We start from the raw sequence: 13031 nt of genomic DNA, 5'->3' as shown, positions 1-13031 counted from the left end.
CCTCACCGACCTGATCGGCTAGGAGTCCGCCAGCCACGCCAGCAAGCGGCCCCGCGACCAGCAGCGGCCGACGGCCTCGGCTCGCAGGGCAGGCCCGTCGGACACCGCCAGACCGATGATGCTGTGACCGGAGGCGGGGCGGTCGCCGAGTGTCGGGATCGTCGGCGCGACACCGACACCCTCGGCGGACACCCACGCCACCGGCCGGTCTGCCGCCGCCTCCTCGATGCGGCGCAGGAAGCGCGGCCGGCTCTCGGGCGCGACGTGCGACAGCGCCCACGTGGTGATGACGACAGGCAGGGCGTCCTCGGGAACCTGGGCGAAGGCGTCAGGCAGCATCTCGACGGCGGTACCGCGCAGCAGCAGCGGCGGGCTCGTCGCCGCCAGCGCCAGCTCCGCGTCGAGCCGTGCGATCCGCGCGGGCTGGTCCGGGGGCAGGCAGGCTCGCAACCACCGGGCGTCGTCCGCGTCGGTCACGTCGACCGGATCGGGGTCGATGCCGATCCTGGCGACGACCTCGGGTACCGCCGCCGCCGGAACGGGCCGGTCGCCGACGACCGAGGCCGACACCCGCACCGGAGATGAGAGTTCGCCCAGCGACTGTCCGTTGTCGTAGGTGATGCCGACGCGGTCGACGGTGAGGTTGAGCCCGGCCGAACAACCCACGTCGATCAGCCCGACCGCGTTCGCGCCCACCCGGCGCGCCGCCTCGGCGATGACCGGGTACAGCACCGCGTGGCGGCCGGTCTCGTCGGCCCGCGTCCTCCTGGCGGTGGCCACGACCGCGTCGGTCATGCGCAGCAGCGTGCCGACCGCGGCGCGGGCGGCGGCGTCGCCGTCCCCGGCGGCGTAGGCCGCGGCGAGTGCCGGGGCCCGCCCGGCGAGGGCGAGGTCGTGCAGCGCGGCGAGGACCACCGTCGGGTGCCGCCTGCGCGCCGGTACCGCCTCGATGGCGCGCAGCGCCGCACCGGACTCACTCATGCCGACCGCGACGCGCTCGTACAACGGCGACGTCCCGGCGGCGTCGACCTCACCGAAACGCCGGTACACCTCGGCGAGCGTGCGTTTCACCGGCCTGGGCCGTACTTGCTCCGCTGTGCCGGGGCGAGTTTCTCGACGGCGTACCGCAGCGCGGGGCGCCGCATCCGCGCCGCGTGGGTTTCCAGGAAGGACAGCAGCGCGGGCTCGTCGAGCACGCCCGCGTACTTCAGCGCGATCCCGACCGGCTTGGCGACCACCACGTCGTCGTCGCCCAGCAGTGCCTCCGCGAGCCGGAACAGGTCGGGCAGGTGCGCAGGCGTGCCGTACCGCGCCCAGTACAGCGGCGCGGTGATCGCCGTCCTGCGTTCGTGGGGGTTCGCCGAGCGCGCCAGCGTGAACAGCGGGTCGTGCGGGCGGTCCATCAGGTACTGGCCAACGACCCGCGGCGCGGCGCGGTCGACCATGTCCCACGTGTCGATCCGGTCGTGCCGGGCCAGGTACAGCTCGCACAGTGCGCGCCGGTCGTCGGCGGGGAGCCGCGCGGCGCGGGCCTTGATGTCCAGCACGCACACCGCGGCCAGCCGTGCCTCGTACTCCGGCTCGTCGAACAGGGCCGACACCTCGTCGAGCGGCATCCCCGAGTGGGCCTTCGCGACGTCGAACAGCGTCTTCATCCGCACCCCGATGACCGGGTAGCCCTCCGGAAGGCGAGCGGTCGTCTTCTCCCGGTCCTCCGCCGTGGCGTGTGCGCGGAGGTCGGCCTGCAGCGCGCTCATGCCGGCACCCACTGCCGGGCCCGTTCCTCGAGGGTCGGGGCGTGGCTCGGGAGGCTGGTCGTGACCGGCGGAACGCGCAGGCCGTCGAGGATGATCGTCAGGTAGCGCTGGCGGAGGTCGTGGTCGCGGGCCGGGTCGCCGACGCCCACCGCGGCCAGCTGGCCGAACAACGCGCCGAGGTCGCCGACGTCCAGGTCCGCGCGGACCACGCCGGCCTGCCTGGTCCGCGCGACGAGTCGCTCGTTCAGCTCGCCCGACCGCCGAGCCATCTCGTACAGCTCGGGCGACGGGGTGAACGTGCCCGCCAGCGCGTTGGTGATCGAGTGGGTGTCGGCGGCGACGACCTCGCGCATGAAGGTCGCGAACGACTCCCACGGGTCGCCCCCGGAACCGCTCGCCTCGACCGCCTTCTCGACGATCGAGGTGTAGAGCGTGAGGCCGTCCGCGCACAGCTTGCGCAGCAGGTCCTCCTTGCTGGGGTAGCGCCGGTACAGGGCGCTGATGCCGACGCCGGCCCGCTCGGCGACCGCGGCGATCGGCGCCGTCGGGTCGGCGACGAACACCTCGCGCGCGGCCTCGACGATCAGCCCGTCGTTGCGGGCGGCCTGCGCCTTGCGGCCGCTGAGCGGAGCCGGCATCGGAACCTCCTTGAAACGTGTCGTCAGGTTAGAGCGTGTTCTTTCGGGTTCGGGGAGGCGGACTAGTGCGCGGCGGCCTTTGCCTTGCGGGGCAGCAGGAACCCGAGCGCGAAGGTGACCGCGGTCAGCCCGATCGCGACGAGCGTGACGACCTTCGCCGCGTCGACGAACACCGCTGCCCCCGCTACCCCGGCGTCGGCGGCGTTGGAGAAGAACACCGTGCCGAGCACCGCGATGCCCAGCGACGCGCCCAGCTGCTGCACGGAGGTCAGGACCCCCGACGCGGAGCCGACCTCGTCGTCGGACAGGTCGCCGACGATGATGTCGAACAACGGCACGAAGATCATCCCCATGCCCGCGCCGAACACCGCGAGCGGCGCGATCGGCGGGCCGTCGACCGACAGCGAGAAGTACAGCCAGGTCAGGCCGGCCATCATCAGCCCGAGCCCGAGGTGCAGCACGCGCCGCCCCATCCCGGCGAGCGCGCTCGCGCCGACCGCGGAACCGATGAACGCGCCCACCGCCCACGGCGCCATCGTCAGGCTCGCCTCGAGCGGCGAGTACCCCAGACCCAGTTGCAGGAAGAGGCCGACGGCGAGCGAGAACCCGGTGATCACCCCGAAGAACGCGAGGACGAACACCACGCCCGAGGTGTAGGACCGCCTGGCGAACACGGACATCCGGACCAGGACGGTGTCACCGCCGCGCTGGGTCGTCGCGAACGCCGCGAGCACGAGGACCGATGCCGCCAGCATGCCGAACGTCCACAGCGGCCAGCCCAGCTCGTGGCCCTGCGTCAGCGGGTAGACCAGCAGGAACATCCCGGCGGCCGCGAGCAGCGCGCCACGCACGTCGAGCCGCTGACCGCGGGCGGCCGGCGGGCTGTCCGGCAGCACCCGGCTGCCGACGACCAGGGCGAACAGGCCGAGCGGGATGTTGATCGCGAAGATCATCCGCCAGCCGGTGCCGAACAGGTCGGCGTCCACGAGCAGCCCCGCGACCACCGGCCCCAGGACGGTCGCGAGCCCGATCACCGGTCCGAGCAGGGCGAACGCCTTGCCGACCTCGCCGCCGAACAGCTCCCGGATGAGCCCGAACGACTGCGGCACCATCACCGCGCCGAACAAGCCCTGCAGCACCCGTGCGGCGAGCAACATCTCGGGCGAGAAGCTGACCGCGCACAGCGCCGACGCGGCGAGGAACCCGACCACGCCGACGATCATCATCCGCTTGCGGCCGTACATGTCACCGAGCCGACCGCCCACCAGCAGGCCGACGGCCATGGCCAGCGTGTAGCCGGCGGCGATCCACTGCAACGTCGAGGTCGAGCCGCCGAGGTCCGCCCGGATCGCGGGTGCCGCGATGGTGCCGACGGTGGAGTCGAGGAGGTTGAGCAGGTCGGCGCCGAGGATCGCGAACAGCCCGAGCCAGCGCCGCGGGTGCGCGGCGGTCGCGACCGGGGCGGGCGCGTCGAGGGTGGCGGTCACGGGGACTCCTTAGGGAACGGAATGCTTGATTCCGTTCCAATGTAGCAGAACGGAACGCTTCATTCCAATAGGCGGCGAACGCCGACCGCGCTCCTGATCGCCGACCGCGACGAACCCGGTCCACCCAACGTTGTCTCTCTCGTTGACGATGTTGTAGCGTGCGCGGCATGACGAGGCACTACCTCGGGGTCGTCGGGGTGGCCGACGCGTTCGGGGTCAGCAGGCACGCGGTGCACAAGTGGCGCGAGCGCTACCCCAGCGACTCGCGGCACCCGTTCCCCGAGCCGGACGTCGTGGTCGACGGGGCGCCGGGGTGGCGGTCCGACCAGCTGGCCGTGATCGCCACGTGGCGGGACGGGTTGCCGGGGCGCGGGGCCGGTGGCGGCCGTCCGGTCGCCGCACGGCAGGACTACCTGCGCGCGGCGGCCGCGCGCGGGCTGGACCGGGACGAGGCCGAGCGGGCGCTCGCCACGTTCGTCGAGGAGTTCCCCGAGATGGACGAGCCGCAGGTGTGCGCGTGGCTCATCGAGAAGTTCTCCTGAGCCGCGGTCCCGGCGCGGGAAACGTCACCAAACGTCACAGGAACCGTCCGGTGCGGACCGTCTCAATGGCCCAAGATGACACCCGCATTTGCGCGGTGTCGCTGAGCGGATGCGCGCACCGATGCCTCGCCCGCTGTCTCGCTGCAGGTAGTCGACCCGCGACGCTGCGAGGATAACTCCCTTGTAAATAGCCCATTCGTCCCACAACGCGTAGCGGCCAAGTAGCCGTGCGTCCTCAAACGGGCAATGATCAATTACCAGTTTTCGATCAAACTGATAAAAAATTCTCCGTCGATCGTCGTCGCTGGTCCCGGCGTTGAAGGGTCTGCCGCAGAGGTTTCGTCACGCTCTGCTTAACGATTCGTTGGGATTTTGGCCCTAGAATCCCGCCGGATCCGATCTGGGATGGAGAGCCGATGACCATCACCGCGCGACCCGGCGTCGCCCCGCACACCGGGGCCGGACTCGTTCTCGACGCCGTGGACCGGTGGGCGGCGCAGCTGCCGGCAGCGACCGCCGTCACCGCACCCGACGGGGTGCTGACCTTCGCGGAACTCGACAGGACCGTCCGGGACCTCGCCTCCGCACTGCGCGCCGAGGGCGCCGGGCCCGGTGTGGCGGTCGGACTCGCCTTCGGACGGTCGGCGCTGACCGTCCCGGCGCTGCTCGCGGTGTGGCACACCGGCGCCACCGCGGTACCGCTCGACGACCGCCACCCGGCCGACCGGCTGGCGTTCATCCTCGAGGACGCGGGAGTGCGGCTCCTGTTGGGCGAACTTCCCGCCGGTGTCGCGGTTTCCGGCCTCCGTGTCGTGGACCGGACGGCCACGGCCACCGGCCTGCCGGCCACAGCCCCGGCACCCGGCGAGTGCGCCTACATCGTCTACACGTCCGGCACGACCGGCAGGCCGAAAGGCGTCGAGATCGGCTACGGCGCGCTGGGCACGTTCCTCGCCGCCCTCGCCACGCTCGGCCTCACCCCCGGCGGCGTCGGGTTCAACCCGCTGTCGCCCGCGTTCGACGGCTGGTTCTGGTGCACGCTGCTCTACCTCGTGCACGGCCAGGGCGTCGCCATCGTGGACACCGCGGGCGATGGCACGGACCTCGCCGGTGCGCTCGCCTCGGTCGCGCCGAGGACCGTCTGCATGAGCCCGTCGCTGTACGCGGCGTGCCCGGACGACATGCCGAGCGTCGACGTGGTCGTGGTGGCGGGGGAGGCCGCCACCCCCGCGCTGGTGCGCCGGTTCGCGGGCAGGCACCGCGTGCTGAACGTGTACGGCCCCACGGAGGCCACGATCGCGGCGACGTGGGCCGACAGCGCGGCGGGCGACGACGTGCTCACGATCGGCCGCGCGCTGCCCGGCTACCGGACCTACGTGCTCGACGCCGACGGTGAACCCGTCGCACCGGGCGGTGACGGCGAGTTGTGTCTCGGCGGGCCAGGGGTCGCGCTGGGCTACCGCAACCTGCCGGACCTCACGCGCACGCGGTTCGTGGCCAACCCGTTCGACGAGGGCCGGATGTACCGCACCGGGGACCGCGTGCGCCCGCGTCCCGACGGGCAGCTGGAGTTCCTCGGCCGCGTCGACGACCAGGTCAAGATCCGCGCGTTCCGCATCGAGCTCGGCGAGGTGGAGCGGACCGCGGTCGACGCGGAGGAGGTCCGCGCCGCGTCGGCGTTCGTGCTGGCCACGGGTGACGCGCTCGGTCTCGCGGTGGTGCCGGAGCCCGGCGTCGACCCGGTGGCGGCCGCCGAGGCGGCGACCGGCCGCTGTCAGCACCTGCTGCCGGACTACATGGTGCCCGCCGTGGTGGAGGCGGTGGCCGAGCTGCCGGTGACCGCGCACGGCAAGGCGGACCGGAAGGCCCTCGCCGAGCTGGTCGCCACCGCGCGGGCGGCGGGCGGCCGACCGCCCGCCACCGAACGGGAGCGGCAGGTGTGCGAGGTGTGGAGCAGCGTGCTGCCCCGGCCGGTGTACGACGTGGACGCGAACTTCTTCGCCTCCGGCGGCCATTCGCTGCTCGCGTCGCGTGCGGTGGTCGCGCTGCGCAAGGTGACCGGGCTGCGTCTGTCCATCAAGGACCTGCTGACCCACCCGACACCCGCCGAGCTGGCGAGGAAGCTGGATCGGCTGGCCGAGTCGTGAGCGGAGCGAACCAGCGAACACCGGGCTGGCTCGTTCCCTTCGCGCCGATCGGGGCACGGCCGGTGCTGGTGTGCCTGCCGCAGGCCGGTTCCGGGTGCGGGGTGTTCCGTTCCTGGCAGGAGACCCACGACGACCTGACCGTCGTCGGTGTGCAGCTGCCCGGCCGCGAGAACCGGTTCACCGACGAGTTCCCCGGCACGTTCGCCGACGCGGTCGCCGAGATCGTGGCCGCGCTCGTCGCGGCCGTCCCCGCCGGGCTGCCGATCGTCCTGTTCGGACACAGCCTCGGCGGGCTGCTCGGCTACGAGGTGGCGAGGGCGCTGCCGGAGACGCACACCCCGAGCGCGCTGGTGGTCGCCGCGTCGCGGCCGCCGCACCTGAGCGGGCGCGCGGCCGGCAGCATGGGTGCCGACGGCGGCCTCGAGACGTTCGCGAACCTGTTGTCCGCCACGGAACTCGACGGTGACCTGCGTGAGCTGGTGATGGAGCTCCTCACCCAGGACGCGGAGCTGTCGGCGACCTACACCGACCCTGGCGGCGCGCCGGTGCCGTGCCCGCTGCACGCCTGGGGCGGCGCGGCCGACGAGATCGTCACTGCCGACCACATCGCAGGGTGGGCGGGCTACACCGAGGTGGTCTTCCACACGCGGCAGTTCGCGGGTGGCCACGGCTTCTGCCTGGACGAACCCGACGCGGCCGCCGCGCTGCGTGCGTTGTTCTCCCCGGCGTTCTCCCCACCGCGGCAAGGAGTGTGAGGGTGCGGATCGACCTGAAGGACCCGGGTCTGTTCGAACGGAACGAGTTCGGCGAGGTTTTCGCGTGGCTGCGCGCCAACGAACCAGTGTACTGGCACGAAGAACCGGACGGGCCGGGGTTCTGGGTGCTGACGCGGCACGCCGACGTCATGCACGTCTACGGCGACGACGACCTGTTCAGCTCGCAGCGGGGGATGCGGCTCGACAGCACCCCGGAGGCGGTCGAGGCGGTCGCGGGGCGGATGCTGATCGTCACCGACCCGCCCGGCCACACGCAGCTGCGGCAGGTCGTGGGCCGCGCGTTCGGCCGCGCGGCGATGCCGCGTATCGAGGAGGTCGTGTCGCGGACCGTGGCGACGGTCGTGGCCGAGGCGGTCGACCAGGGCGAGGTGGACTTCCTCGACGTGGCCAAGAAGATCCCCAACCACGTCGTGTGCGAGCTGATGGGGTTGCCGCGCGAGCACTGGGAATGGGTCGGTGACACCACGACCGAGGCGTTCGACGCGCAGGCCGACGAGGACCGGGTCGCCGCCTACGGCGAGCTGTTCCTGCTGTTCACCGAGCTGCTGATGGAACGGCGCGAGGACCCGGGCGACGACTTCATCAGCATGATCGCGCAGGCGCGGCAGCGGGAGCGCGGCGGGGTCGAGGGCCGCGAGCTCACCGACGAGGAGGTCATCTTCAACTGCAACGGCGTGCTCGCCGGTGCCAACGAGACCACCCGCTACTCGATGGCGGGTGCCGTGCTGGAGCTGGTGCGCGACCCCGTGCACTGGCACTGGCTGCGCACCGCGGGGCCGGCCGGGATCGCGTCCGCGGTCGAGGAGGTACTGCGGTTCACGTGTCCCGGCGTGCACGCGCTGCGCACGGTGACCAGGCCGACCGAGCTCGGCGGAGTCCCCATCAAGGCCGGTGACCGGGTGACGATCTGGAACTCCTCGGCCAACCGGGACGAGACGGTGTTCCACGACCCGGACCGGTTCCGCCCGGACCGCACCCCGAACAAGCACGTCACTTTCGGTGCGGGCAGGCACTTCTGCATCGGTGCCCGCGTAGCGCGCCTGGAGCTGACCGCGTTCCTCACCGAGCTGCTGTCCAGAGTGGACCGGATCGAGCAGGTGGGTGAGCCGCGCTACAACTCGTCGAACTTCACGTGGGGGCTGCGGACCCTGCCCGTGCGCCTGGTGCCCTCGGCGGCAGGAGGGTGAGTGGCGGCTTGCGGTGGCCGTCCGCCTTCGAGGCGCCGGCCCGGTGGCCGGGCCAGGGAATAACCCGGCCGCGCGTGGGCACTCCGGGACTATGACCGCCATGCCGACCCTCGACCGGCTCAGTGAGCTGACCTTGCTGATCGACCACGGTGAGGCCGTCTACCTGCGGTACTCGCCCGGACCGGAAGCCGACGCGACCCACCCGAGCAAGGACCACGAGAGCGGGCTGCTCATGTCCGGTGTCTCGGCCAACCCGCTGTGGCCGCCGAGGTGGTGGACCCGGCCGGCGGAGGACTGGGTGGCCCGTGCCGTGTGCCAGTACCTCCGCGAGCTGGACGAGGGCGCGCGGCCCTGGGTGCTGACCGGCCGGGTGGTCGACTTCGGGCCGGACAACGAACCGCTGCTGACCGAGGTCCGGCCCATCGCGTGGCTGTCCGACGAGCTGCTCGCGGCCGCGCGCCTGCGCTACCAGCAGCAGCTCGACGCGGGTCAGGCAACGCACTCCGGTTGATCTCCTGGTTGACGGGTACTCGCGCCGCATGGTGAGCATGGGATATTTCCTGTCCTGCGAGGAGTTCGGGCCGAAGGAACTCGTGCGGCAGGCGAAGCAGGCGCAGGACGCCGGGTTCGAGCGCCTCTGGATCTCCGACCACTTCCACCCGTGGAACGGGGAGCAGGGGCAGAGCCCGTTCGTCTGGTCGGTCATCGGGGCGTTGTCCGAGGCGGTCGACCTGCCCGTCACCACCGCCGTGACCTGCCCGTCCGTCCGCATCCACCCCGCGGTGCTCGCCCAGGCGGCGGCCACCGCGGCGGTGCAGCTCGACGGCCGGTTCGTCCTCGGCGTCGGGTCCGGCGAGGCACTCAACGAGCACATCCTCGGTGACCCGTGGCCGAACGCGGCCGTGCGCCTGGAGATGCTCGAGGAGGCCGTCGAGGTCATCCGCACGCTGCACGGTGGCGGCAGCCGCAGCCACCACGGCAAGCACTACACGGTGGAGAACGCCCGCATCTACACGCTGCCGGACGAACCGGTGCCGGTGTACGTGTCCGCGTTCGGGCCGAAGGCGGTCGAGCTGGCGGGCCGGATCGGCGACGGGTTCGTCTGCGTCATGCCCGACGCGGACCTGGTGCGGGCCTACCGCGATGCGGGCGGCAAGGGGCCCGCGCAGGGCGGGTTCAAGGTGTGCCACGCGCCGACCGTCGACGAGGGGCTGGACACCGCGTACCGGATCTGGCCCAACGAGGGGCTGCCCGGTGAGCTGGCCCAGGTCCTGCCGCAGCCGGAACACTTCGAGCAGGCGAGCACGCTTGTGACGCGTGACATGCTGTCGCTGCCAACCGGTCCGGCTCCGGAGCCGTATGCAGAGCGGGTCCGGTCCTTCGCGGACGCCGGGTTCGACGAGGTGTACGTGGCCCAGATCGGGCCGAGGCAGGACGAGTTCTTTCGTTTCTGGCGCGAGGAGGTAGCCCCGCGGCTGTGAGCACGTTCGGTGTCGAAGAAGAGTTCTTGCTGGCCGACCCGGAGACGGGCCGGGCGGTGCCTGCCGCTCCAGAAGTCCTGAAGGCGGCACGGGAGGAGCCCGTGCCGGGTGCCGTGCACGCCGAGTTGTCGCAGACGCAGGTGGAGGCGGCGACCGTGCCGTGTGCCTCGCTCGACGACCTCGAGCACGAGCTCATGGCCGGCCGGGCACGGCTCGCCGCCGCGGCACGCAGCTGCGGGGTGTGGCTCCTGCCGAGCGGCACGTCACCGCTGGGCGGTGCCGCGGTGCCGGCCGACGGGGCCCGGTTCGCGAGCATCACGGCCCGGTACGCCGACGTCGTGCGCGACTACCAGGCGTGCGGCTGCCACGTGCACGTCGGTGTGCTCGACCGGGAGACCGCGGTCGCCGTGTGCAACCACCTGCGGCCGTGGCTGCCGACCCTGCTGGCGCTGTCGGTGAACTCGCCGTACCACGAAGGCCGCGACACCGGCTACGCGAGCTGGCGGATCGTGGAGCAGTCCCGCTTCCCCGGCGCGGGCGTGCCACCGTGGTGCCACGACGCGGCCGACTACGACGAGCGGGTCGCGCGGCTGGTCGACAGCGGCGTGCTCCTCGACGAGGCCCAGTCGTTCTGGCTGGCCCGGCCGTCGCCGACGTGGCCGACGGTCGAGCTGCGGGTGGCCGACACGGCTGTCGACGTGTCCGGGGCGTTGCTGCAGGCCACGCTGTCGCGGGCGCTGGTCACGACCGCGCTCGGCGACCTGTCGCTCGGCCGGGAGGCGCCGCGGCTCGACGACCAGGTGCTGGCAGCCGCCGTGTGGTCCGCGGCGCGCTACGGACTCGGTGGCGTCGGCGTGCATCCCGTGCGGGGATACCGGGTACCCGCCACCGAACTGCTCGACGAGCTGATCGTGCGGGTCGCGCCCGCGCTGGCCGAGGCGGGTGACCTCGCCGCGGCGCGCGAACTGTTCGCGGGGGTGCTGAGGCGCGGCACCGGTGCGGAACGGCAGCGCGCGGTTGGTGAACCCCTCGACGTGGTGCGACTGCTGGCGATAGGAGTGTCCTATGAGGACTGATGCGCGTCCGGTGCTGGCCGCGGTGCTGCCCCGTGCGCGGGGGCCGCTGTCCGGTGCTGTCGTGTCCCTGTTGCGGGACGGCGTCCTGCCGTCACTCGACGTGACCGGCGTGGCAGGCGCCGACCCCTTCGGCGCCGACCTCGCGGTCGCGCTGCACACCTGTTACGAGCTGCACTACCAGGGTTTCGTCGACGTCGACGAGGACTGGGAGTGGTCACCGGAGCTGCTGGCGTTCCGGCGTGAGCTGGAGCGGGTGTTCGAGTCGGCGCTGCGCGCGGCCGTGCCCGCGTCCGACGACGTGACCACCGTGCTCGACGAGCTGCTGGTCGAAGCGGTGCCGGGTACCGGCGTCTCGCACTTCCTGCGGGACGACGGCGAGTGGTGGCAGTTCCGCGAGTACGTCGTGCACCGGTCGATCTACCACCACAAGGAAGCCGACCCGCACGCGCTGGTGATCCCGCGCCTGTCCGGGCGGGCGAAGGCGGCGCTGGTGGCGGTCGAGTTCGACGAGTTCGGCGGCGGGCACGCCGACCGCGTGCACGCCCAGCTGTACCGGGACCTGATGGCGGCGACCGACCTGGACGCCGGCTACCTGCACTACTTCGACGACGTGCCGGCCCCGGTGATCGCGGTGGTCAACATGATGTCGCTGTTCGGCCTGCACCGCAGGCTGCGCGCGGCGATGGTGGGCCACTTCGCGGCCGCCGAGATCACCACCGCGCCCAGCGCGGCCCGCATGGTGAAGGCGATCCAGCGCCTTGGCGGCGGCGAGGACGTCACCCACTTCTTCGCCGAGCACGTGGAAGCGGACGCGGTCCACGAGCAGGTGCTGCGCCACGACGTCGTCGGCGACCTCCTCGACCGCGAACCGGACCTGGCGGCGGACGTCGTGTTCGGCGTGCGGGCGACGGAGTTCCTGGAGGCACGCTTCGGCGAGCACGTGCTCGCCGCGTGGCAGGGAGGCAGGACCTCCCTGCTGCGGCCGATCTAGCTTTTGTCCGTACGCACGCGTCTGCGGTGGCTCGTGTCGCACAGCGGGTAGCGCTTGCTGCGGCGGCACGTGCACACCGCGACCACGAACCGCTCGGACACCACGGTTTCGCCGTCGTCGGTGGTCAGTTCGACGGGCCCCTCCACCAGCAGGGGCCCGTCGGGTACCACCCGGACCTTACGTGGTCGCCTGTCGGTCACCGCGGATCACCACCAGCTCCTCAGTGGACTGTTCCGGCGTGATGAAACCCTGCGCCACCAGCTGGTGGCGCCGCCCGCGCATCACCGGGCCGAAGGGCACGTCGGCGCGGGCGACCACGGTGGCCTTCAGCCCGCCGCCTCGCAGCTGCGCCAACGTCTTCTCCTCGTCGCACAGTCCGGAATGGACCACCAGGAGCGTGCCGCCGGGGGCCAGCAGCAGGGGAGCGTTGACGCACAACCGATCGAGCTGCACCCGGCCGTCCAGTCCCGCGTCCCACGCGCGGTGGCGGCCGCGCGGCCGCCCTTCGCGACCGGGCACGTACGGCGGGTTGGCGAGCACCAGGTCGAAGGTGCGGCCCGCGACCAGCGCGAACGCGTCACCGTGCCGGATCTCCGCGCGGACACCGCGCAGCACCGTGTTGACGCGTGCGGCCCACACGGCTCTTCGGCACACGTCGATGGCTGTGATGGATCGCGGCCGCACGGTCGCGGCCGCGATGGACAGCGCGCCGGTGCCACAACCGACGTCCAGCACGGCGGCGCCGGGCCGGATTCCGGCCTCGGCGAGCGCTTCCGCGAGCAACCACGTGTCGTCCTGCGGCCGGTACACCCCCGGCGGGCGAGTCAGTGACATGGCGTGAGAGTGCCTCTCCCTGACCCGGGCAAACCTCGTCACCCGTACGGGTGAGATGTCCTCCGGCGGCGCATATCCGCTGTTCAGTCGGGCACGCCGAGCGGCACAGCTCGAC

14 protein-coding genes are annotated in these 13031 nt (G+C 72.3%); 8 read left to right on the top strand and 6 right to left on the bottom strand.

All coding sequences use genetic code 11. The annotated features are described in order from the left end of the window. Nucleotides 1-18: 18 nt before the first annotated feature. The 4 genes from FHR82_RS29825 to FHR82_RS29810 all read right to left on the bottom strand — a co-directional run bounded on the left by FHR82_RS29825 (nucleotide 19) and on the right by FHR82_RS29810 (nucleotide 3882). Nucleotides 19-1071: a DUF2332 domain-containing protein gene (locus FHR82_RS29825; RefSeq protein ID WP_184813878.1), complete on the bottom strand. Its 1053-nt coding sequence runs from the start codon at nucleotides 1069-1071 to the stop codon at nucleotides 19-21. Continuing rightward, on the bottom strand, nucleotides 1068-1757 hold the full coding sequence (locus FHR82_RS29820; protein ID WP_184813877.1) for a DNA alkylation repair protein: 690 nt from the start codon (nucleotides 1755-1757) through the stop codon (nucleotides 1068-1070). The genes FHR82_RS29825 and FHR82_RS29820 overlap by 4 nt, the downstream gene beginning before the upstream one ends. Continuing rightward, the gene (locus FHR82_RS29815) at nucleotides 1754-2395 is read right to left on the bottom strand and encodes a TetR/AcrR family transcriptional regulator (RefSeq protein WP_184813876.1); all 642 of its coding nucleotides are present in this window, start codon (nucleotides 2393-2395) and stop codon (nucleotides 1754-1756) included. Before FHR82_RS29815 ends, FHR82_RS29820 begins: the two co-directional genes overlap by 4 nt. 62 nt (nucleotides 2396-2457) lie before the next feature. Further along, the gene (locus FHR82_RS29810; protein ID WP_184813875.1) at nucleotides 2458-3882 is read right to left on the bottom strand and encodes an MFS transporter; all 1425 of its coding nucleotides are present in this window, start codon (nucleotides 3880-3882) and stop codon (nucleotides 2458-2460) included. A 167-nt stretch (nucleotides 3883-4049) separates the two neighbouring features. Between FHR82_RS29810 and FHR82_RS29805 the strand changes: the two genes are divergently transcribed. The 8 genes from FHR82_RS29805 to FHR82_RS29770 all read left to right on the top strand — a co-directional run bounded on the left by FHR82_RS29805 (nucleotide 4050) and on the right by FHR82_RS29770 (nucleotide 12082). Further along, nucleotides 4050-4424, top strand: a complete 375-nt coding sequence (locus tag FHR82_RS29805; protein WP_184813874.1) for a hypothetical protein — start codon at nucleotides 4050-4052, stop codon at nucleotides 4422-4424. A gap of 416 nt (nucleotides 4425-4840) precedes the next feature. Then, the gene (locus FHR82_RS29800; RefSeq protein WP_184813873.1) at nucleotides 4841-6571 is read left to right on the top strand and encodes a non-ribosomal peptide synthetase; all 1731 of its coding nucleotides are present in this window, start codon (nucleotides 4841-4843) and stop codon (nucleotides 6569-6571) included. Next, on the top strand, nucleotides 6568-7326 hold the full coding sequence (locus FHR82_RS29795) for a thioesterase II family protein (protein WP_184813872.1): 759 nt from the start codon (nucleotides 6568-6570) through the stop codon (nucleotides 7324-7326). The genes FHR82_RS29800 and FHR82_RS29795 overlap by 4 nt, the downstream gene beginning before the upstream one ends. 2 nt (nucleotides 7327-7328) lie before the next feature. Continuing rightward, nucleotides 7329-8534, top strand: coding sequence for a cytochrome P450 (locus tag FHR82_RS29790; RefSeq protein WP_311771337.1), 1206 nt, complete (start codon nucleotides 7329-7331; stop codon nucleotides 8532-8534). Nucleotides 8535-8634: 100 nt separating this feature from the next. After that, the gene (locus FHR82_RS29785; RefSeq protein ID WP_184813870.1) at nucleotides 8635-9045 is read left to right on the top strand and encodes a DUF6098 family protein; all 411 of its coding nucleotides are present in this window, start codon (nucleotides 8635-8637) and stop codon (nucleotides 9043-9045) included. 37 nt (nucleotides 9046-9082) lie between these two features. Continuing rightward, complete coding sequence (locus FHR82_RS29780; RefSeq protein WP_225943918.1) at nucleotides 9083-10015, top strand: TIGR03557 family F420-dependent LLM class oxidoreductase; 933 nt, start codon at nucleotides 9083-9085, stop codon at nucleotides 10013-10015. Then, complete coding sequence (locus tag FHR82_RS29775) at nucleotides 10012-11091, top strand: carboxylate-amine ligase (protein ID WP_184813868.1); 1080 nt, start codon at nucleotides 10012-10014, stop codon at nucleotides 11089-11091. Before FHR82_RS29780 ends, FHR82_RS29775 begins: the two co-directional genes overlap by 4 nt. Then, nucleotides 11081-12082, top strand: a complete 1002-nt coding sequence (locus tag FHR82_RS29770) for an iron-containing redox enzyme family protein (protein WP_184813867.1) — start codon at nucleotides 11081-11083, stop codon at nucleotides 12080-12082. The genes FHR82_RS29775 and FHR82_RS29770 overlap by 11 nt, the downstream gene beginning before the upstream one ends. Here FHR82_RS29770 and FHR82_RS29765 read toward each other — a convergent pair. Continuing rightward, a complete protein-coding gene (locus tag FHR82_RS29765) occupies nucleotides 12079-12282 on the bottom strand; it encodes a CDGSH iron-sulfur domain-containing protein (RefSeq protein ID WP_184813866.1) in 204 nt (67 codons plus the stop codon). The two genes, FHR82_RS29770 and FHR82_RS29765, sit on opposite strands and share 4 nt — an antisense overlap. Then, nucleotides 12260-12916, bottom strand: a complete 657-nt coding sequence (locus FHR82_RS29760) for a HemK2/MTQ2 family protein methyltransferase (protein WP_184813865.1) — start codon at nucleotides 12914-12916, stop codon at nucleotides 12260-12262. Before FHR82_RS29760 ends, FHR82_RS29765 begins: the two co-directional genes overlap by 23 nt. Nucleotides 12917-13031 lie beyond the last annotated feature (115 nt).

The organism is Actinophytocola algeriensis, from assembly GCF_014203735.1.
Lineage (GTDB): Bacteria > Actinomycetota > Actinomycetes > Mycobacteriales > Pseudonocardiaceae > Actinophytocola > Actinophytocola algeriensis.
This window is presented reverse-complemented; position numbering and strand designations above follow the sequence as displayed.